This window comes from Acinetobacter sp. ACNIH3, from assembly GCF_002918965.1.
GTDB lineage: Bacteria > Pseudomonadota > Gammaproteobacteria > Pseudomonadales > Moraxellaceae > Acinetobacter > Acinetobacter schindleri.
The window spans coordinates 1-21184 of the sequence record NZ_PQLP01000043.1 but is presented as its reverse complement, the minus strand read 5'-3'; the positions used below and the strand labels follow the sequence as shown (position 1 = coordinate 21184).

The window sequence follows — 21184 nt, the reverse complement described above, 5'->3', positions numbered from 1 at the left end:
GAAAATGTATATCGTTGGCAGAAGAAATTATTTAGACCAATTATCAAAAACTTCATTGATGACTTTATTCTCGATAAAAATCATCTGCTACCACAGAGAGTCTATAAATAACAGTGCGTAAGTCCTATATTACATAAAGACCTACATCAAAAAAATAAGATTAAGACATAGGGATGGTCAGCCTTACTTCAAAGGTGACCCATTCAAATTAAAAAAGTTTTATGTATGGAATACCCACTTCATGAATTGCTTTCAAATTAATACTACCGAACTACTTTTTATAAAGTATCGTTCTATGACCGTTGAACTAATGACAGTAGTTTCTGACTATTATCCCCACCTCAGCAAAGCCGAAGCACTGAGAAAAGCGAATAATCAACAATTCCCTTTCTCAGTATTCAAAATAGATAAAAGTAAACGTGCTCCATTTTTGGTACACATTAAGGATCTTGCTGCTGTCTTGGATAAGCAATATTCAGAGGCATCCAAAGATTTTGCTACGTTTCATCGATGAGGCGTAGCACCTCCTCCAACTGTAATATATTTCTTCTCGCTTTCACTGATACATAACGCTGTAAACTCCCCCAAGAATCGTGCAAACTTACTTTCTGAATTTCAGGAATAGTAAAACTCTGTTCAGCTAATCGAGTACAGCCTTCATGTCTCAAGTCATGAAATCGTAAATCTTCAATCCCCAAAATTTTACAAGCTTCTCTAAACTCTTTACCCAAACTTTTGGGATTCAAAGGCAATAACAAATTTTCATTATGTCCAAGCTTTAGCATCCGTTCTCGAACTTCTGAATGTTTCAGTCTTTTGATCAGCACCTTACAAGGATCAAGTACATCAAATGACTTATGATTACCTTTAGAACCATTAGGATTCTTTAAATCATGCACTTTCCACGTTGAATGATGTGGGTCATAATCTCGAAGATACAATCGTGTTAATTCAGCTTCACGTCTGCATGAGAAAATTGCAAACCACATAATCAAATGCATTGGGTATTTAGAGCCATAACGATTTAGCTTCCATCGTTCTGCAAAATACTTCGTCAATGCAATCAATTCATCTCTCGAAGGCAGTCGGTCTCTTTTTTGACTGGAGGATATTTGACGTGTTTTTCTTAACTGAGCAGTAGCCTTATCAAAGCTATTTAAATCAATATCCATTTCCCACATAACAGCAGCATGAGAAAGAACACCTCTGATATGTAAAAGCTCATGTTGCAGTGTACTAGTCGCAATAGGTTCAAGATCGAGGTACGGAATTCCACCCTTCCTTAAAGCCACATGCTCGGCCAAATGTACTGATTTTATTTTTGTGATAATATTGCGCGCAATTGGTAGCTTCTTAATTAAGAGCAGAGAATAGCGTTTCGTCCTTCCGTACTCGCTCCCGACTTCATCCAAATATTTATCTATGGCATCTGATAAGGTCAGATCAATCAACTTTTCTTTGCCAAGCAAAATATCAGGATTTTCTTGAATTTCGACTTCTCTTTTCTTAATCCAGTTTTCAGCTAATTTCTTTGAGTGAAATGTTTTACTTTCAGAAAAAGCAGGAAAGCCCTTTCGAGTGATTCGAATCGCAGCACGATAGTTAACTTTACCATCTGCACCTTTCCTTGCTGTAATTGAACCCATAATTTACACCAAAAGCTATTTTTTCTATTATGGTGTAAAATTTGGTGTAAATGCAAACGGATTCACCCACCTAAACACAGGTTCAAACAAATTCTCGCAGGTTGCAGAATATAGATTAAAGGTATGATTTTTAATGACTATTAACAAAAACATTGAAAACACTCAATCTCCGAGAATCAGCGTAGCCCCGATGATGGATTGGACCACCAAAGATTATCGTTTCTTTGCACGTCTGTTTAATCCCAATATTATTCTCTATACCGAGATGGTAACGACAGGTGCCATCATTCATGGTGATGCCAAACGTCATCTGGACTTTAATCAGCAAGAACAGCCAGTTGTGTTACAGCTTGGTGGCTCTAATCCCAAAGACCTGGCCACCTGTAGCAAAATGGCACAGGATTGGGGGTATAACGAAGTCAACCTGAATGTCGGCTGCCCAAGTGACCGGGTACAAAACAATAAAATTGGAGCCTGCCTGATGGCGGAGCCTGATCTAGTCGCAGAATGTATTGGTGAGATGCGCAATGCCGTGGATATTCCGGTGACGGTGAAACATCGTATCGGGATTGATGATATGCAGTCTTATGAAGAGATGCTGCATTTTGTCGATACCGTAGCGAAGACGGGTTGTAATAATTTTATCGTGCATGCCCGAATTGCCCTGTTACAAGGCCTATCCCCGAAGGAAAATCGTGAAGTTCCCCCATTACGTTATGAAGATGTTTACCTTTTAAAACAGGAACGTCCTGAGCTGCTGATTGAAATCAATGGCGGGATCAAAACCTATGCGGAAACGGTTGAACACTTAAAACATGTGGATGGCGTAATGATTGGTCGCGAAGCCTATCACAATCCGTATTTACTGGCCGAGTTAGGCCAACTTTGGAATCTTGAAGCTCCTGATCGTTTTGAGATCATGCAACAAATGATGCCGTATATTGCCCAGCGTATGGCAGAAGGTGCACCACTCTCGATTATTAGCCGTCATATTCTAGGCTTGTTCCAGAACTTGCCAGGTGCGCGTAAATGGCGTCAGGCATTAAGCGGTGGTAATGCCAAAACCTTAAAAGATGTAGAAAATGCCTTGTTCAATATTCAGGAGGCGATCAAACGCACTGAAGACTACCTGCTCGAACAGCAAACCCAGAATCTTTAATTTAAAAAGCACCGTTTCCCCGGTGCTTTTTTATTAAGGTTTTTTGACTAGAGAATTTATTGTGTATAAGCGGTAATATTTCCCACAGGAATGGGTTCTTCAACCCGCTGTGATGTCGTCCTGGATTCCCGCGTTGCAGCCTCAGTGATCTCATTGACCTTCTCGTCCCCAAAACCTTCATCTTGTTCGAATTCTGCAGAAATCATAGCCAGTTCCTGCTGTAACTGCTGTTCATAACGCTGAATTTCAACTTCATCAATAAAGGCAAAAGCATCATCTTCCAGCTGCCAGCTATAACCCTGCTCCACCTTCTGGATAGAGACCTTAACTGGAAAAGATTGGCCCTGATACTGTATCTGGGAAATGGCCTGAAAATGATCACCAGAACGTTCCATGATTTTTACATCCATGACTTTTAACCGGTAATGGCGATAATCCAAACTGGAATTAAATTCACGTTGCATCTGAGACTGAATATTGCGCGACAGTTCATCAATAGATACAAAGTAACTGCAGGAAAACAATAGCAAGGTCAGAAACAATAGACTTATTCTTTTCATACCACCCCCAGTGCTCAAATTAGTGAGGCTGGAAAATAAAAAAATTCTGATCCTTATAGGGTGATTTTATCTTTTTCAAACTGGGCACGAAATAGCCAAAAGTGTCTTTCAAGGTCAAAATACTTGGTTTTCTTTTGAACATTTAGTCAATTCTGCAGAAATAAAAAAGCCCTGACTATGCAGGGCTTTTTTATAAAATAACTTAGAAATCATCATCCTTAGAAGGATCATGATGTAGGGCATCATGAATGGCTTCAACCAGTTGCTGGGCAATTTCCTGTTTGGAAGCCTTTTCCAGATCACGTTTTTCCATATGATAAGATTCTGCAAAGAATACCGTCATGGCATTTTCATCTGAGGCAAAGCCAATATCTGCACGGGAAACGTCATTGCAGGCAATCATATCCAGTTTTTTAGCGACCAGTTTGCCAGCTGCATATTCTTCAATATTTCGTGTTTCTGCGGCAAAGCCAACCATAAATGGACGTTTTTCCTGTTGAGCAATGGTTGCAACGATATCCGGATTTTTGATCAGTGCGACATTCAGCTCATCACCGGCTTTTTTAATCTTATGTTCTGCCACTTGTGCTACGCGGTAATCCGCAACTGCAGCGGTCGCAATGAAAATATCACAGCCCTGTTCTAACATATGCAGACTTTCATCCAGCATTTTCACGGCTGAGCTGACATTTTTACGTTTGACGCCATTTGGCGTATCCAGCGTCACTGGTCCTGCAATCAGTGTTACATCCGCACCGGCAGCATAACAGGCTGCCGCCAAGGCAAAACCCATTTTTCCGGTACTGTGATTGGAAATATAACGAACCGGGTCAATCGCTTCACGCGTTGGACCTGCTGTAATCGTAACCCGCTTTCCTGCAAGCTGACCAAATTTTTCTGCAATCGCTCGTTGTGCCTTATGAAAATACTCGGTTACCTGACGTGCCAGATCTTTCGGTTCTGGCATACGGCCCAAACCTACATCACCACAGGCCTGTGAACCTGCATCCGGCATAATCACATGCACACCATCTTCAATCAAAGTGGCTAAGTTACGTTGCGTCGGCTTGGCTGCCCACATCTGCTGATTCATGGCTGGCGCTACCCAGACCGGTGCGTTGGTCGCCAGATAAAGTGTACTGAGCAAATCATCGGCCAGACCGGCAGCGAATTTGGCCAAAGTATCGCAGCTTGCTGGGGCGACCAGTAACAGGTCCGCCCAGCGTGCCAGTTCAATATGCCCCATGCCTGCTTCAGCTTCTGGATCCAGTAATTCAGTATGGACAGGATTACCCGACAGTGCCTGGAACGTCAGCGGCGTGATAAAGGCCTGTGCGCCTTGAGTCATGACCACACGAACATTAAAACCGGCATCTTTCAGACGACGGACCAGAATTGCACTTTTATAGGCAGCAATACCGCCTGTCACAGCTAAAATAATATTTTTATGAGGAATTACACTTACGTCGAAGCTCACAAACAGGCTACCTTTCTGTTGCAGTGGCGCTCACAATAGCATTAAATAGAATCATGCCCAAGAGACCTTCTTGTGTGAAAAACAATAATTAATAATAAATAAGTCTAATAAACATGCAATTTTCGATTAAACACTGGCCTGAACAGGAACGTCCACGCGAACGCCTGTTACAGTCAGGCCCACAAAGCCTCTCCGATGCCGAATTGCTGGCAATTTTCCTGCGCTCAGGCTCCCAGCGGCATTCCGCAGTGGAACTAGCTCGACTTCTGATTCAACATTTTGGTCATTTAAGTACTCTTTTGGATGCCCCACTGCAAGAGATCAGCCAGTTTCACGGGATGGGTGTCAGTAAATTTACCCAGCTGATGGCTGTTAAGGAACTGGGACGGCGCTATATTGCCGAGCACCTTCGCCAAGATGCATTGGAACTGAATCATTCCCGCAAAATTATGGACTATCTGCGCTTTGAACTACTGGGAGAAACTCAGGAAGTGTTTGCTGTACTGTGTCTGGATGCCGGGTTAAGAAAAATCAGCTTTAAGAAAATGTTTTATGGCTCGATTAATTCATGTGAGATTTCGATTAATCAGTTACTACGCCATGCCATTCAGCAACAGGCAACATCGATTGTGATTGCCCATAATCATCCACTCGGTCAGCCTCGACCTTCCGCAGCAGATCTTGAACTCACCCAGCAGATTGCAAAGGCCTGTCACCTGGTCGAAATCCGCCTGATTGATCACTGTATCATTGCCCGGGAAGGCAGTTTTTCCTTTGCAGAACAGCAACTCATCAATACGGTAAAACCCTGAACGATATCACTTGACAAAGCAGGCACAACTCAACAAGATCATGAAAAAAATTGTGATGATTCCAATAAATGATCGTACGTGACCAACCCAGTATCTTTAAAGTATTATTTTCATGGCGGGGAACGATTTTACCTAAGGTACTGCCGCCTCTAGGCGTGGTCATGCTCATTTCTGCCATTATTGGCGGGCTATCTTATACCAATTATTTACATTTACCGGAATTACCCTTAGTCGGTTTTACCCTGATCGGAGTAGTACTGTCGATTTTCCTTGGTTTCAAGAACTCTGCCGCCTATGAACGCTGGTGGGAAGCGCGCAAACTCTGGGGGATCCTAATTGCCAATGCACGTCATTTTGACCGGGACTGCCGTATGCTGACGCAGGCACGCCGTGAGCGGGTCATCCAGCATGTGATTGTCTTCGCCAATGTATTGCGCGATCGTTTGCGCCATCAGACTGCCAATCCAACCGAACTGGTGCAGACTAGTGGCATGAGTCCTCAAGCCCTGCAACAGCTCTATCAACAGGCCAATGCCCCACAGTACACCCTCAGCCTGATTCAATGGGAATTTATGCAGGCCCTGAAAGAAGGCGAAATTTCAGACATCATTTATGCGCAGATGAACCAGCATGTAGCTGAGTTGAGTATTGTACAGACAGGTTGTGATCGGATTGCCACCACACCGCTGCCTTTCGCCTATTCAGTTTTGCTGAATCGTACCGTATATTTTTTCTGCTTTATGCTGCCATTTAGTCTGGGTTCGACCCTTGGAATGGTGACACCGCTGCTGGTCGGAATTTTGGCTTATACTTTCTTGGGACTGGATGCGCTCAGTTCAGAAATTGAAGAACCTTTTGGTACGCAAAGCAATGATTTACCCCTTGATTCAATGGTACGTACCATTGAAATTGAACTATTGGGTACTTTAGGCAAACCAACCCCACCACCTATTCAGGCCCAAGATCATAATCTATTATAAGAAATACGATTACAGCTAAACGCAGCTCATATATTCAATTCAAAATTAAAATAATGAAAACAATAAAAATAAGATCTCATGACTATCAAGCGACGGATTCATCGTTATACAACGCAACCGGTGACGCGTCTGGGTGCAACTTTAGCGGCTTTACTGCTTTGTAGCGGAGCCGTGTTCGCATTTGGCTGTGTATTGGCCTGGCAAGATATTTTATTTAGTGGATTAGAACAATACTGGATTTTACTGCTTCTCATCAGTTTCATACTGGTGTTCGGTCTAAGCTATGACCGGAAACAATATTTCAAATTTCCTTTTCTGATTCAGCAACACCTGATTGATTCGAAACTGGCTCGGGATATCCGTGAAAGAGCCTTACGCAGCTCAGATGCCACCATTATGGACCAACGTCAGACTCACACGACCCGGCTACGCAAACAGCAGCAACTGCTATTAAAGATCAATGAGCATGAAGCCCCACAATGGTTTAATGTCGATTTGAATCAGGTGTTTAAAACAGAGTCGTATCTGGATATCCATGTTCAACCAAGTGATGCGCTCATCGGCCAGCAGGTTCTGGTCTATTACCTGAGGCGTACACGCTGGATTGTTCAACTGTATGCACATGATGGAGACCAGAATTTTCAGCATTTGCAGTACTATATCGCGACACCGCTCCGCGGACGGATTTACTTCGACCATATTCCCAGTCGACTCATGCTGGACTTACCAAGAATTGTACATATTCAGGCGAGTCGTGAAGATGACTCTCCAACTTATACGCTTAAGCTGAGTACCAATTATGGTAAGTACTATCGGATGTCCTGCAAGGCAGTACATTTTGACAAGCTGGAACTGGCGCTCGCGAATTTGATCGATTTTCTACGCTATCGAGAATTCAAACATCATCCAGACATCCAGCAGGCGGTAATTTCCCGGAACCATCCTTTTCTTTATCGCAATTTACTGAACTATACGCTTATTGCAGCATTATTACTGATGGCAGCGATTACAACAACTTGGCAACTGGCATTACTGAGTTTAGCTTTGACCTGCCTTCTAGGCATAAAAATCCAGCAGCAAAAGCAGTCTCCATTTATTGAAGCCTGACGCCTGTTACCGAAAACTTTCCCAGATGCCCACTTGCCCGTCTTTAACTGTTGGAATATGGCCGAGCTTAATCCAGGGCATATTGTCCCCATGATAATCACTGCCTACAGATACTTTTAGCCCATGTTCAGCAATCATCCGATCTACCATCTGCCGGGTAGAAGCCGGATCAACTGCTGGTGGCAGCTCAACGGCGTCCCCACCGAACCTAGCAAAAATTTCTATCAGGTAACGGATGTTAGTCGCAGACAGATCATAACGGGTGGGGTGCGCTAGGACTGCAAAACCACCACTGGCATGAATCACCTGAATGGTTTCTTCCAGTCCCAGTCCATCAAACTTCACATAAGCTTTCTTGCCTTCCTTGATATATTTATCAAAAGCCTGTTGTGGACGGGTGACTATCCCCTTTTCAACCAGTGTTTTGGCAATATGGGTTCGCGTGACACGGTCTGGAATATTATCGACCTTAGCGACTACATCTGGATAAATATCTTGTCCAATCAATGGCATCAGTAGATCACAAATCTTTTTTGAGCGTTCAGCGCGAATCCGTTTTTGCTGTTCTAAAGCCTGTTGCAATGGTTCAGGATTTTGAACATCTAACGCCACAATATGCACGCCATAATTCTTCTTGGTGGCCGGACGTGACCATTGACTAGAGATTTCTACGCCAGAAATGATCTTAATTTCGTGATCTTTCGCGGCTTCACGCGTCAGCTCTAAACCGTCCATGGTGTCATGATCAGTCAAGGCCAGCGTATGGATAAAGCTCGCTGCCGCGGCCTTAACCAGCTGCTGTGGACTTAAGGTTCCATCAGAAATATTGCTGTGTGTATGTAAATCTACGCCGTGCATCTCTATACTATGACATTTATTTGATCAGATTTAGATACTCTAACATGAAAGCACTTTTAGACTTTGTGCCACTCATTATTTTCTTTTATTTATATAAGACAGTAGATCCTAAAGACACCAATCATCCATTACTCCAGCTGATTGGCTCCGCAGGCGGTGTCGACAATAACAATATTCTTGTGGCAACCACAGGTCTGATCATTTCCATGTTAGTGGTCTATGGCGCGTTATTTGTTTCACAGAAATTCCGTCTGGACAAACAGCAATGGATCGTATTGTTCATGACGGTGATCTTCGGTGGAATCACTTTAATACTCAGTGATGATTTCTATATCCGCTTAAAAGCTGTCTTGCTGAATCTGGTTTTTGCTGGCGTATTCCTGCTTTCACCATGGTTCAGTAAAGATAAAAAACCATTAATCCAACGTCTGTTTGGACCGGTGTTTAATTTAACTGAAAAAGGCTGGCTTAAACTCAACTATGCTTGGGCAGCAATGTTTGCGGTGATGTCTTTCTTGCATTGCTTCTTTGCCTATATCTTTATGGATGGAAAATATTGGGGAGAATTTACCGCATTTGGTGACATGATCGTGATGTTTTCATTTATCATTATTCAGTTCATTGTATTGCGCAAATACTTTAAAACTGCTGAATAAAAGTTAGACTAAGTCATCGAGAACTGCCATGCCATTATTTGTTGTCAGCTGTACCGATCAGGAAGGTACTGTCGAAAAACGCCTTGCGATTCGTCCTCAACATCTTGAACGTCTGCAAAAATTAAATGATGAAGGTCGTTTAATCGTTGCCGGCGCGATGCCAAAAGAACCGGGTAATCCTCAAGCAGGTTTTTATGGCAGCACCATTATTGTGGACTTTGACAGCCGTGAAGCATTGGAGGAATGGTTACAGGAAGAGCCATTCTTAAAAGAAGGCGTCTATGCGCATATTGACGTTAAACCATTCAATAAAGCATTCCCACAAGGATAAGGTTCATGCACGCTGTAATTGCCAGTTTAATCGGTTTATCTTTTGCCTGTACAACTGCCTGGGCAGTTGAAGTAACACCGGCAGCGGAATCTGCTGCCCCAGCGCAAAATACACCAGCAACTGTGCAACCCGCGGTAGCCAATACGCCACCGCAAACACTGTCTGCCAATAAACCTGGCATCATGCCAGTGGCTGCTTCGAATAATCCTCTTGTTCAAAATCCTGCTGCCAAGCCATTGACTGCAGAAGATATTGCACAGAACAAAGCTCAGCAAGATGCCAAAGTGAAGGCTTTGGTCAAAGATCAGGCGACACGTCTGCAACAACTGGAAAAAGCTAATCTTGAAGCATTGACCCAGAATCAGGAACTACAGCTGAAAAATGATAATCTCGGCGTTCAGGTGCAGGTGCTACAAAGTGAACGTAGTGCACAAATGTTTCTCTACGGTGCTGCGACATTGGCAGTTGGGGTACTACTTGGCTTCCTGATTGCGAGTTATGTTTATACCAAACGCCGTCGTCAGTGGTAAGCTATTCCCTCTTCTGACGTATTGAAGGTTGTATCCGTTTTGTCTCATGCAATTCAAACTGCCGATCTCGATTGGCAGCTGGTAGATGGCATTGACGTGCCAGTTTCCAAACAGTTCGGTGATGTTTATTTTTCTAAAGACAATGGCCTGCTTGAAACACGCCATGTGTTTTTAAATGGTAATGATCTCGGTACCCGGCTCACGGATCTCAAACCTTTTGAATATTTTTGCATAGGGGAAACGGGCTTTGGTACAGGACTCAACATTCTGGCCTTATGGCAACTGTGGCAACAGGTTCGTCCAGATAACCAGAGCCATCTGCATGCCATTTCAGTGGAAAAATTTCCTCTATCAAAAGATGATCTGATTCGTGCTTTAAATGCCTGGCCGGAACTAAAACCCCTTGCAGATCAGCTGATTTCCCAATATCCACTCCCAATTGCTGGCTGTCATCGCCTCAGTTTTCCTGAAGAACGTTTTTCTCTGGATTTATGGCTAGGTGATGCACAAGATGTCTTTCCAGTCATTGAAAAAACTGTGTCAGTACATGCCTGGTTCCTTGACGGTTTTGCGCCTTCCTGCAATCCGGATATGTGGGAAGAGAATGTCCTGAACAATATTGTTCGACTCTCGGATTATGGCACCACCTTTGCCTCTTTTAGTGTCGCAGGTATACTGAAACGCGGTCTTAGAAATCATGGTATTTCGATTTCACGTCCACGTGGCTTTGGTCATAAACGTGAAATGCTGAAAGCCATCTGGAATCCGCCTGAATTTGCACAGCCAGTAACAGCAATTCCTGAACATCATACTCAAAAAAAAACTTCGCTCAATAAAGAGTTGAAATGTCAGGCACGTCAGATCGCTGTCATTGGTGCTGGTATTGCCGGTTTAAGTATAGCCTGGGCTTTTGCTCTACGTGGTCATCAAGTCAGCCTATTCGATCAAACAGCACCACTTTCCGGTGGTTCTGGTAATCCATTAGCGCTACTCAATCCGAAACTGTCACCGATTGCACAAAGCGCTGAACATTTAATGACCCAGGCTTGGCAACACGCCCTAAATCATTATGCACAGTTTAAAGCCTTTCGCGCGATTCAGGTTCAGCAGCTAGCATTGAAAAATCCAGAAAACCTGTTGGCTCTGGCTGATGAGTATCCTGATGGTATTCTAGAAGTTCCAGATCAAAATCAGCAGTCTTTAACAGCGAAATATCCAGCATTGGCGTTGTTACAGGCGGGAGCTGTATCGCCTTATCAGTTGCGTGATGAAATCCTGCAACATAGCAATATTCGCTATATCCAGGCCCAAATTAGCCGAATTGAACCACACTCATGTCCAGAATTATTTGATGGTGATAGCTCACTCGGCCAGTTTGATCATGTCATCGTCTGTACCGCATTAAATACGCCACAGCTGCTTGAAGAGCATCCTGAACTTAAACCCATTCGTGGACAGGTCAGTTGGCTCAAAAATAGCGATCAACCACTCGATCCGAATATTGCCTATAGCTACGGCGGTTACTGTATCCAGTCTGATGAACAGCATTTGCTGCTCGGTGCTTCATTCTGCCTGAATCGTGATGATACAGAGGTACTGGAAGAAGACCATATCCATAACTGTGAACTGATCCATTCAGTATTTCCAGAGTATGCACAGAGTTTGGCTGATATCAGTGAATGGCAAGGTCGTGCTTCGGTTCGTGCCCAGAGCAAAGATTATTTCCCCCTGCTTGGAAAACTCAAATCCGATCAGGAAATCTATAGTCTGGCTGGCTTAGGTTCCAAAGGTTTTCTATTTGCTCCATTGTGCAGTGAAATCCTGGCTGCACAGATTCTAGGAGAAGCTTGTCCTGCACCCACAAATCTAGTGAAGAAACTGGATGTCAAACGCTTTGAAAAGAAAATCAAAACCAAGAAGCCTTATTTTAAACCTTAGTGTTAAAGCCCCTTCCTTTATTAAAGGGTGAGGAACACTGTTCCGTAAGGGAGGGGCTTATAGAAAGAATTTACCCCCTCTTGCGCCATATATGGCTCACCTTTTTCAAAGGGGACCATTGAAGAAATTTAGCCAAGAAAAAAGCGCCTGAAGGCGCTTTTTTCTTTTTTAAAGCTTAATCAGGCACCCTGTTCCAGCGGCAAGCCTGCATCACGGGCAGCACGTGTACCACCCATCAGGATGACATATTCACGAGAGCTGTCAAAACCCTCTAATTTTTCAGCAGCACGAGGGGCTTTACTACCTCCACCACACAGGATATAAATCGGCTGATCCGTGGACACTTGAGTAAGGCTATCTGCTGAAAGATCATTAATGGGCTGGTTTACTGCGCCCTTAATATGTGCTTCAGCAAAAGCATTAGAATCACGTACATCCCAGATTACAGCACCTTCTGGGAACTCAAATGTTGTAATTTCTTGTTTACGGATCATTGCGCACTCCTTTGATGTAAACAACACTTGGCAAATGAAGAAAACATCCCTAGCATCTCAGATATTCTTTCCATTTGTAAAGGTCTAAACTATGCCTTCTTTCGATATTGTTTCTGAATTAGAAATTTTTGAAGTAAACCATGCAGTTCAAAACACGCAAAAAGAAATTGCGACCCGTTTTGACTTCCGTGGTCAGGACGTTTCAATCGAGCTGAACGAAAAAAATAAAGAAATCAAAATCAAGACTGAAAGTGATTTTCAGTGTGAACAAGTTTATAGCATGTTAGAAAATCACTTCTTTAAACGTAAAGTAGATATTCAGGCGCTCGATCCGCAAAAAGGTGCACCTTCAGGTAAAAACTATATCCAGGTGATCAAACTGAAAGACGGTCTTGACTCAGATACCGCAAAAAAAATTAATAAAGCCATTAAAGAAAGTGGCATTAAAGCGCAGTCTTCTATCCAAGGCGACAAGATTCGTGTGACCGATAAAAAACGCGATACTTTGCAACAAATTATGGCATTCCTCAAAGAACAGCAATTTGGTGTGCCTTTACAGTTCAACAACTTTAAAGACTAAGACAGTCTATTTTCGGATAATAGAACCATGGCCAAAAGCAATCGACTCTCCAAACTGGTAAAAGCAAGTTCACGACTTCCTCAAGGCATTCGTACTGCACTGCTGAGTAAAACCTTTGGACGTGTGGTGCCGATGGTCGGTTCTGCCCGAATTCGCTATGAACAGGTGAGCCATGATCAGGTCATGGTCAGCATGGCCAATCATAAGGCTATGCAGAACCATATTGGTCAGGTTCATGCCTGTGCCATGGCACTGCTTGCAGAAACAGCCACGGGATTTGTCACCGCAATGAACGTGCCTGATTCTGCAGTCGTCCTCATCAAAAGTATCAAAATTGATTATAAACGTCCTACCCAGGGGGCAATGCGTGCTATAGCCACTCTGACTGCTGAACAGCAGCAATTGATGCAAAGTACAGATAAAGGCGAAACATTGGTGCAGGTCGTCATAACAGATGAATCTGGCAAAGCACCGATTCAGTGTGAAATGCTCTGGGCCTGGATCGCTAAATCGCAACTTAAAAATAGAGTTGCTTCTTAATATTTTAATAATCTGTACTAACTAAATTGGGATCGAGTTAAAGTTAAAGCATTCTTATTATTTATAGCGATGATAACTACCATACCCTTCTGAGCTTAATAGTGATTTGATCTTTAGCTTTAAAACCAGGACAAGTTTTAAAATTAAGATTTTATGATTTAATTTTTCAAAAATAAAAAACCAGACATCTCGTCTGGTTTTTGCATTCATCAATTCGCTTGTTGAGCATCAATGAACTTTTGTTTTGCTTCATCCGGAATCAGGCGCTTATTGCCTTTGACATCCACGGCAACAAAGGTAAATACCCCTTCAGTAACACGTACAGGGGGACGGGAATCATCGTGACTGTCCCATACTTCAATTTGCATTTGAATCGAGGTATTCCCCACCTTCAGAATCTTGGTATAACAGCTGATCACATCACCGACTTTTACCGGCACCAGAAAAGTCATCTGATTAATTGAAATTGTCGCACAACGTCCCTTAGAAAAACGTTCTGCGTGAATTGCACCGGCCAAGTCCATTTGTGAAACAATCCATCCACCGAATACGTCACCGCTCCAGTTGGTATCTGCTGGCATTGCAATCGTCTGTAGGGAAAGAATTCCCTCTGGTTGTACATGAGAATCTGACACGTTAACTCCAGGCCTGGGTATTAAGATTTGGCATTCAGCTGCTGATCCAGCCACTGTTGTAGCTGTGGTGCTCTGAGTGCGCCACTTATTCTAGCAATTTCATCAGTTTTATTCATCAAAACCAGTGTCGGAATACTACGAACATTAAATGCAGCACTGAGTCTTGGGTTCGCTTCCGTATCAATTTTGGCAAATACCACATTTGGATACTGCTGCGCTACCGTTGCAAAATGCGGCGCCATCATTTTGCACGGACCACACCAGTCCGCCCAGAGATCGATCAGAATCGGTAAATCACTCCCAGTCACGAACTGGCTAAAATTCTGTTCATTCAGTTCAATCGGCGCAAGTGGAATCAGGCCCTGATGACACTGGCCACATGCAGGACTCGCGGTGAGTTTATCTTCAGGCACACGGTTTTTGGCCTGACATGACGGACATACAATGATCATCTAACGAACTCCAATATATTGATGTAAGAATTCTAATTGGGTCGAAATTGCTTTTTCAAACCATTCACCATGATATATATCGAAATGTCGCATATTCCACTCATGATATTGGGCAAATGGTGCGATATTGGTTACCGTTTCACGGCTGGACTCAATCGGAATCAGGCTATCCTGTTGCGCAGCGATAAACAGAACCGGTACTGTAATTTTACGCACATCCTGAATCGGTCGATAGCGGATCAGTTTAAAGAACACCCGGGCTGGTATTTCCCCACTCCAGTAATGGTCTGGATGAACAATTGACAGATAACCTTCGTAGCTATCGGGTGTTGGTAAGAAACAGAGTTCATTCTGGGCTACAACGGGTAAAGTTCGTGGCGTCATCCCGACTTTAGAGCCCATATAATCTTGACTGGAAATTTTCAGCGCTTTAGGCAGCTGCTGTAAAGGATACAATTTGGCACTTTCAGCACCATCCACAAATGGAACTTGGACCATAATGACCTGTACATCTTTGGATTCTGCGGCAAGTGTTAGTACATATCCGCCACTCAAACTCGTTCCCCAGAGCACAATACGTTTAGCATCCACGGATTTACGTGCTTTAACGTGAGCAATCATGGTTCGCCAGTCTTCAAGCTGGGCTTTAATTGAAACCAGTTCTCGTGGTCGTCCGGTACTTCCACCCCAGTAGCGATAATCAAACAAAATGACGGCATAACCCGCTGCTGCAAAACGTTGGGCATATTTGACCAGTTCAAAATGACGTAAGGCAGCCAGACCATGTGCCATTAAAATGACTGCTGGTTTGTGTATATTCTTGGGACGATAAAAATCGGCAGCAATGACATCTTGACCGCTTTTGACATACAGTGGTTCAACTGTATATACATGCATACGCGCTCCGTTGCGTTATTTTATGGTTGTATTCGTTTATAAAAATTTCAGATCTTTCTGCTCATTTTTGAGCTTAATGCTATCATAAAGCATATCTTTATAAATGAAATGATGGAGTGACATCATGAGTGAAAATGTAGGCTTTGCAGGTCAAATTGGTCCAGAACATATCGAACAGGTAGTTGAGAAAGGTTTTAAATCCATTATCAATAACCGCCCGGATATGGAAGGTGGTCCGGATCAGCCAACCAGTGCACAAATTGAAGAAGCTGCTCGTGCAGCAGGTTTGGATTATGTGCATCAACCTGTAGTTGCAGGTCAGATCACTGAACTCGATGTCCGTACTTTTGCCAATCACTATAACGAACTACCAAAACCGTTATTGATGTTCTGCCGTACTGGTAACCGTTCTAATAACCTGTACCAGATCGCAAAGCAAATGGATTTATTGGATGACTAATCCCTTCTTCTGGAAATGTGCAATGCTTGGACTCGGTCTAAGCTTTGCTACACTCAGTTTTTCTGCAGAATTAAGCCGGCCATTAACTCCTACAGTGAGTGTAGCGGGGCAAATGAATAGCACCAAGTTTCAAGAATTAATGAAACAGGGTTTTAAATCTGTTATCGTCAACCGTCCGGATCAGGAAATTGGCAATGAGGTATCAGTTAGTCAGCTTCGTACTATTGCAGAGCGCCATCATGCCAGTGTAATTTATCAACCAGTGATTAGCGGAAAAATTACACAACAGAACATTGAAGAATTTTCCAAATACTATAATGACTTACCTAAACCCATTTTAATGGTTTGCCGTAGTGGTATACGCTCTGCTGTCTTGTATTACGAGGCGAAGGACCAAGGATTAATTCATGAATAAAGTTTTACTGATCATTTGTTTAAGTTTAAGTTTTGTTGGTTGTAGTTCGATGAATGTTCGACCGACTGTGGGTGTGAGTGTGGGAACAGCACTATAATTTCCCAATAAAATATAAATGGCGCTCTTTGCGCCATTTTTTATGTATGTTAATCTTTGAACAATATAACAAAACTTTTTTCGAAAAATTATTTTTTTGGGGGTAAACATGAAATTTATTAAAACGATTTTAGCGATGACTTTATCTAGCTTATTAGTTGCCTGTGGCGGAGGAGGAAGTGATGGTTATTATAATGACCAATCAAATAATAACGGGAATACTCCTCCCCCAGCTACGCCTTCTACTGACTTAAATGAAGTTCAGCTTACCCTGAATGCACTAAAACAAGAAGGTCAATTTTTATTCGGAAATTATGATGCCACAAATGCCGCTACAGCTAAGGGCTATATCGATCATGCTTTAGATACTTTTGCTCAAGGTCCACTACAATTAGCTATAGACACCAAAAAAGCCTTTGATCAAAATCCTAATAATTTTTTCTATCGTGAAAAATGTATGGATTCAGGCACATATGCCAATACTGGTTGTTATATTTTATTTGGTGATTCTGAAATAAAAAGAGTTTTAAATTTAGTAAACCCTAATAAATATGCTGATTGGGATTTCGATGTTAACGATAATGAAATTGATGGAATGAAATTATCCGAAGAACAAATTGATCATTTTACTGGTAAAACAATGATTATCATTTTTGATAATCGCAATGCTGACAAAAAATATAATGATATTTGGGTTACAGGCGTATTTGGTTATCCTTATAAACAATCTTGGGGAATTATTCAGGAAGATCAGTTACGTATTGTATCAATGAATGAAACTGATGGTAATTATCAAGTTACATTAACGTATCAAGATCAAACCACAGAAACTAAAGGTGCTCTAAGTATTTATAAAGATCCAACTTCAACAGATGGAGAGTTATATGTATTACAAAATAACTCAGGATTTGATGTATTAATTAATGACAATCCTAAGACTCCTGATGCAGAACCTGTCAATTTCACTATTAATTCGGTTCCAGGTGATGCTACAGCATTAGCAACTTATCGAATTGGAACCACAGGCATGCAAACATTAAATTTACCAAACGTTAGTTCTATTTCTGGCACAAGAATAGAAAATGAGAGTCCTAGTAATAATACTCAAAGTTTTACTGGTTCTATTTTCCTAGAAGGCACAAATATTTTCACATTCAAACAGGCATTAAATGGAACAAAATTAAAATTTACGCATATTTTTAATGGAATTACTTACAAAGGTGAATCTATAAATAATAATGGAACAATAAGCACTACCCTTACCCAACCAAGTGGCTTAAAGTTCTAAGTGTAAATAATTGCAAGTAAACCCTCTTTGTAGAGGGTTTTTTTGTATAGTAAATTCAAATTTTATTAAAAACTTAATTATCATGTACGACCTCATCATCATCGGCTCAGGCACAGCAGGTATCACAGCCTATAAAGAAGCAATCAAACATACGGATAATATTCTGATCATTAATGCTGGCCCTTGGGATACAACCTGTGCACGTGTCGGATGCATGCCAAGTAAAGTCTTAATTGCTTCAGCCAATCGTATGCACCTGATTCAGCATGCACATGATTTAGCTTTAAATATTGATAGTGAAGTTACCCCGAACAATGTCATGTCACGTGTTCGTGAATTACGTGATTTCTTTACTCAAGCCACCCTTAAAGAAATCAATCAATGGAATCCAAAACATAAAATTTCAGGTCATGCCAAATTTGTAGATGCCCAAACCGTAGAAGTAGATGGACAATATTATCAAGCTAAAAGTTTTATTTTGGCTGTAGGCTCACGACCAAATATCGATTCAAAACAAAAAGAAGTACTCGGTGAGCGACTTCTTAGCTCTAATGAAGTGTTTGAGCTTCCTACCCTACCTGAGTCACTGGCAGTAATTGGTAGCGGAGTAATTGCCATTGAGCTTGCTCAAGCCATGCAACGCTTAGGAGTCAAGACCACTGTATTTGCCCGTAGTCAAAAAGTCGGTTCTCTTACAAGTCCTGTGCTTCAGGAACTTGCTCAACAGCAACTCAGTTCAGAACTTGAGATTAAATTTAAAACTGTTCCTGATGAGATGATCCGACAAAGTGATCAAGTCCAGATAAAATTTAAGCAAAATGACCAAGCAGAAATCTTAGAAGTTGATTACGTATTAGCGGCAACCGGAAGAAGCAGTAACCTTGATCAACTCGAACTGGAAAAAATCGATCCTTCGTATATAGAAATCAAAAATCTTCCAATTGATCCTTCTACAAAACAGTTAGCTAACCACCCAATTTTTATTATTGGTGATGCAGCTCCTGATGCTCCAATTCAACATGAAGCGGCATATGCAGGTAAAAAAATCGTTAAAAATTGCCTAAATTATCCAGATATACAAGCAATTCCAAAACTAACCCCTTTGGCGATTGTGTTCAGTCAGCCGGAAATGGCTATTATTGGAAAAAATTATCAGCAATTAAAAAAAGCAAAAACTGATTTCGTTACAGGTTTTATTTCTTATGAAAGACAGGGCCGAGCGCGGGTGGAAGCTACCAATATGGGTGGTGCTGAAATATATGTAGACAGGTCTACGCGTAAACTTTTGGGTGCAGAACTATTTTGTGCACAGGCAGAACATCTAGCACATCTTCTTGCCTGGTTAATTGGTGAAGGAGTGACAATTGATCAGATCCTAGAAAAACCATTCTATCATCCGACTCTAGAAGAGGGCTTACGTACTGCACTCAAGCATGCGCGTCGTCAGTTAGCTGATCAGCATTGAGTTCATTTTCACTTAATACATTTACAAAGCGCTGGCTATGGGAAATAAACCTATCTAGCCAGCGATGGGCTGCGAGTAATTCCAAGGTTCTGGCAGCACTCAATTGATTGCTAGAAGCATACTGATTAATCTTTTCACGAAGATCAGCATGATGTTGTTTCGTCCATTGTTCCAGCAGAATCAGTTCATTTTGTAACATGCAAATTTTATCATAATCCTTTACATCTGCAGCTTCCTTCCAATAATTATCAAAAATTTCAACAAAATCCAATATAACCTGATATAAAGCAGGCTGAGTCCGGATATCCAAACTATAGGATAATTGTTCAAGATCACTGCGGAATACATTGAGATAGACCACTTTCCTGAGTAAGGCCAATAAACGTGCTTGCTCTTCGGTATTTTGAGACACGGTAATTTGAGCCAAATATTGTTTAAGCTTTGCAATGAGTTCATCTTGTTGTTTGAGTTGATTGGCTGCAACCAGCTGTCCATCTTTAAATGCCGCAATAAACCAGCCATATTGTTGCCATACTGTCTGATCAATGACATTTTCAGCATTCGCAACTGCGACTGCGGGTACTGAAAGACTCGACTCATCCAGAGACTGAATTAAACTGTCCTCATCAGTAGGAATGAGCCAAGTCAGAAAATGCTTAAACTGTTCGATAAAAGGCATTAATAATACAGCCCCACATAAACTAAATGTCGTATGAAAAGCTGCAACAATTACCACAGAATCCCAAGAAGCCAGCAAGTGACCTTCGTAGGATAACCAGAGAAAAAGTGGAATTAAGACCAGGAAGGCAAAAGTTGCACTGCTCAGATTAAAATCACATGTACTGCAGCCGTTCTTTGTGCATTGCTATTCGCCCCAATTGCCGCCAAGACTGCCGTAGCTACAGTTCCAATATTTTGACCAATAACCAGCAAAAGTGCCTGTTCTAGCTGAATAATCTGGCTTGCCAATGCAGTAATTGTCGTCGTAATTGCGGCACTAGATGACTGTAAAATTACCGTCATCACCAAGCCAATCAAGACTAATAATAATTTTGAGAAAAAGTTTTGGGTGCTAAATATAGAAAGATCTATACGATTTGCCAGGCTACACATTGCCACCTGCAATAATTCAATTCCAAAGAAAATCAGACCAAAGCCCGCAATTACAAGCCCAGTCAAAGCCAGCCGACCCTGAGCTAAAATCTTGAGTAATGCACCCGCTGCAATTAAGGGTAAAGCGAATTTTCCAATCGAGAATTTGACACCAAGCAGTGCTACCATCCAGCCAGTACTGGTGGTTCCAATATTTGCACCAATAATCACGCCAACAGATTGAGCAAAAGTCAGTATCCCTGCACTTACAAAACCAATAGTAGCAAGTGTTGTCGCTGTTGAAGACTGAACGATCAAGGTAAAGATAATACCTGAGCTCATCGCTTTTAAAGGAGAACCCGTAAATCTACCTAACCATTGTCTCAGAGATTCACCTGCAATATCCTTCAGGCCGTCGGTCATCAAGGTCATGCCGAGCAGGAATAAACCTATTCCACCACAAAGTTGGGCAAATACATCAAACACACTTATCCCTTTTTATAATTTTTTAAGTTTTAATAATTTATATACGATAGCTGAAACTAAACCAAGCCTATCAAATACTTTAAACCCACCTATTTTTCCCAGCCATAAAAAAACACCCCCTGTCATTTGACAGGGGGTGTTTAGAATAATGAGCTGGCGATGACTTACTCTCACATGGGAAACCCCACACTACCATCAGCGCTAAGAGGTTTCACTTCTGAGTTCGGGAA

23 protein-coding genes and 2 pseudogenes are annotated in these 21184 nt (G+C 42.0%); 16 read left to right on the top strand and 9 right to left on the bottom strand.

All coding sequences use genetic code 11. From position 1 onward, the window contains the following. Both C3420_RS13715 and C3420_RS13710 read left to right on the top strand, forming a co-directional pair. Nucleotides 1-111, top strand: a pseudogene (locus C3420_RS13715) (IS701 family transposase); the annotation flags it as partial. Nucleotides 112-241: 130 nt separating this feature from the next. Next, nucleotides 242-514: a pyocin activator PrtN family protein gene (locus tag C3420_RS13710; RefSeq protein ID WP_004644614.1), complete on the top strand. Its 273-nt coding sequence runs from the start codon at nt 242-244 to the stop codon at nt 512-514. Here the strand turns inward: C3420_RS13710 and C3420_RS13705 are convergent. Beyond that, nucleotides 498-1646, bottom strand: a complete 1149-nt coding sequence (locus C3420_RS13705) for a site-specific integrase (protein ID WP_004692382.1) — start codon at nt 1644-1646, stop codon at nt 498-500. The two genes, C3420_RS13710 and C3420_RS13705, sit on opposite strands and share 17 nt — an antisense overlap. 133 nt (nt 1647-1779) lie before the next feature. Here C3420_RS13705 and dusA point away from each other — a divergent pair, with 133 nt between their 5' ends. Then, nucleotides 1780-2805 (top strand): tRNA dihydrouridine(20/20a) synthase DusA, encoded by a 1026-nt coding sequence (gene dusA, locus C3420_RS13700; RefSeq protein ID WP_103800811.1) that lies wholly within the window; start codon nt 1780-1782, stop codon nt 2803-2805. Between the two features lie 56 nt (nt 2806-2861). On the opposite strand, the gene C3420_RS13695 is transcribed toward dusA, so the two are convergent. Both C3420_RS13695 and coaBC read right to left on the bottom strand, forming a co-directional pair. Next, the gene (locus C3420_RS13695; RefSeq protein ID WP_103800810.1) at nt 2862-3365 is read right to left on the bottom strand and encodes a hypothetical protein; all 504 of its coding nucleotides are present in this window, start codon (nt 3363-3365) and stop codon (nt 2862-2864) included. Nucleotides 3366-3567: 202 nt separating this feature from the next. After that, nucleotides 3568-4842 (bottom strand): bifunctional phosphopantothenoylcysteine decarboxylase/phosphopantothenate--cysteine ligase CoaBC, encoded by a 1275-nt coding sequence (coaBC, locus tag C3420_RS13690; protein ID WP_103800809.1) that lies wholly within the window; start codon nt 4840-4842, stop codon nt 3568-3570. Nucleotides 4843-4955: 113 nt separating this feature from the next. Here coaBC and radC point away from each other — a divergent pair, with 113 nt between their 5' ends. The 3 genes from radC to C3420_RS13675 all read left to right on the top strand — a co-directional run bounded on the left by radC (nt 4956) and on the right by C3420_RS13675 (nt 7741). Further along, nucleotides 4956-5654, top strand: coding sequence for a RadC family protein (radC, locus tag C3420_RS13685; protein WP_004816021.1), 699 nt, complete (start codon nt 4956-4958; stop codon nt 5652-5654). A gap of 68 nt (nt 5655-5722) precedes the next feature. Continuing rightward, entirely contained in the window at nt 5723-6634 is a 912-nt protein-coding gene (locus C3420_RS13680) for a bestrophin family protein (RefSeq protein WP_004816019.1), read from the top strand. Between the two features lie 78 nt (nt 6635-6712). Then, the gene (locus C3420_RS13675) at nt 6713-7741 is read left to right on the top strand and encodes a hypothetical protein (RefSeq protein ID WP_103800808.1); all 1029 of its coding nucleotides are present in this window, start codon (nt 6713-6715) and stop codon (nt 7739-7741) included. A 6-nt stretch (nt 7742-7747) separates the two neighbouring features. Here the strand turns inward: C3420_RS13675 and C3420_RS13670 are convergent, their stop codons facing one another. Then, on the bottom strand, nt 7748-8599 hold the full coding sequence (locus C3420_RS13670; RefSeq protein ID WP_103800807.1) for a PHP domain-containing protein: 852 nt from the start codon (nt 8597-8599) through the stop codon (nt 7748-7750). Nucleotides 8600-8643: 44 nt separating this feature from the next. Here C3420_RS13670 and C3420_RS13665 point away from each other — a divergent pair, with 44 nt between their 5' ends. The 4 genes from C3420_RS13665 to mnmC are packed head-to-tail and all read left to right on the top strand — an operon-like array spanning nt 8644 to nt 12054. Further along, entirely contained in the window at nt 8644-9255 is a 612-nt protein-coding gene (locus C3420_RS13665; RefSeq protein ID WP_076754298.1) for an inner membrane-spanning protein YciB, read from the top strand. Between the two features lie 28 nt (nt 9256-9283). After that, nucleotides 9284-9586 (top strand): YciI family protein, encoded by a 303-nt coding sequence (locus tag C3420_RS13660; RefSeq protein WP_076754301.1) that lies wholly within the window; start codon nt 9284-9286, stop codon nt 9584-9586. A 5-nt stretch (nt 9587-9591) separates the two neighbouring features. Next, nucleotides 9592-10116 carry a hypothetical protein gene (locus C3420_RS13655; RefSeq protein ID WP_004816010.1) on the top strand — a complete coding sequence of 175 codons (525 nt, stop codon included), beginning with the start codon at nt 9592-9594 and terminating at the stop codon, nt 10114-10116. Nucleotides 10117-10155: 39 nt separating this feature from the next. Further along, a complete protein-coding gene (gene mnmC / locus C3420_RS13650; protein ID WP_103800806.1) occupies nt 10156-12054 on the top strand; it encodes an FAD-dependent 5-carboxymethylaminomethyl-2-thiouridine(34) oxidoreductase MnmC in 1899 nt (632 codons plus the stop codon). Between the two features lie 179 nt (nt 12055-12233). Here mnmC and C3420_RS13645 read toward each other — a convergent pair whose 3' ends face one another. Further along, nucleotides 12234-12548 carry a rhodanese-like domain-containing protein gene (locus C3420_RS13645; RefSeq protein WP_004816007.1) on the bottom strand — a complete coding sequence of 105 codons (315 nt, stop codon included), beginning with the start codon at nt 12546-12548 and terminating at the stop codon, nt 12234-12236. Between the two features lie 91 nt (nt 12549-12639). Here C3420_RS13645 and C3420_RS13640 point away from each other — a divergent pair, with 91 nt between their 5' ends. Next, on the top strand, nt 12640-13128 hold the full coding sequence (locus tag C3420_RS13640; protein ID WP_004816006.1) for a YajQ family cyclic di-GMP-binding protein: 489 nt from the start codon (nt 12640-12642) through the stop codon (nt 13126-13128). Between the two features lie 27 nt (nt 13129-13155). Beyond that, complete coding sequence (locus tag C3420_RS13635; protein WP_071321298.1) at nt 13156-13668, top strand: DUF4442 domain-containing protein; 513 nt, start codon at nt 13156-13158, stop codon at nt 13666-13668. A gap of 209 nt (nt 13669-13877) precedes the next feature. Here the strand turns inward: C3420_RS13635 and C3420_RS13630 are convergent, their stop codons facing one another. From C3420_RS13630 to C3420_RS13620, 3 genes are all read right to left on the bottom strand, one after another. After that, the gene (locus C3420_RS13630) at nt 13878-14249 is read right to left on the bottom strand and encodes an acyl-CoA thioesterase (protein ID WP_218954330.1); all 372 of its coding nucleotides are present in this window, start codon (nt 14247-14249) and stop codon (nt 13878-13880) included. 74 nt (nt 14250-14323) lie between these two features. Further along, entirely contained in the window at nt 14324-14755 is a 432-nt protein-coding gene (trxC, locus tag C3420_RS13625) for a thioredoxin TrxC (protein WP_103800805.1), read from the bottom strand. Further along, on the bottom strand, nt 14756-15652 hold the full coding sequence (locus tag C3420_RS13620) for an alpha/beta hydrolase (protein ID WP_103800804.1): 897 nt from the start codon (nt 15650-15652) through the stop codon (nt 14756-14758). A gap of 124 nt (nt 15653-15776) precedes the next feature. On the opposite strand from C3420_RS13620, the gene C3420_RS13615 reads away from it, so the two are divergent. The 4 genes from C3420_RS13615 to C3420_RS13600 all read left to right on the top strand — a co-directional run bounded on the left by C3420_RS13615 (nt 15777) and on the right by C3420_RS13600 (nt 19376). Then, nucleotides 15777-16112, top strand: a complete 336-nt coding sequence (locus tag C3420_RS13615) for a TIGR01244 family sulfur transferase (RefSeq protein ID WP_071321295.1) — start codon at nt 15777-15779, stop codon at nt 16110-16112. Next, entirely contained in the window at nt 16105-16527 is a 423-nt protein-coding gene (locus tag C3420_RS13610) for a beta-lactamase hydrolase domain-containing protein (RefSeq protein WP_103800803.1), read from the top strand. The genes C3420_RS13615 and C3420_RS13610 overlap by 8 nt, the downstream gene beginning before the upstream one ends. 205 nt (nt 16528-16732) lie before the next feature. After that, nucleotides 16733-17911, top strand: coding sequence for a hypothetical protein (locus tag C3420_RS13605; protein WP_103800802.1), 1179 nt, complete (start codon nt 16733-16735; stop codon nt 17909-17911). 82 nt (nt 17912-17993) lie between these two features. After that, nucleotides 17994-19376: a dihydrolipoyl dehydrogenase gene (locus tag C3420_RS13600; protein WP_103800801.1), complete on the top strand. Its 1383-nt coding sequence runs from the start codon at nt 17994-17996 to the stop codon at nt 19374-19376. Here C3420_RS13600 and C3420_RS13595 read toward each other — a convergent pair. Continuing rightward, nucleotides 19339-20954: pseudogene (locus tag C3420_RS13595) on the bottom strand (Na/Pi cotransporter family protein). The gene C3420_RS13600 and the pseudogene C3420_RS13595 sit on opposite strands and share 38 nt — an antisense overlap. Between the last annotated feature and the right edge of the window lie 230 nt (nt 20955-21184).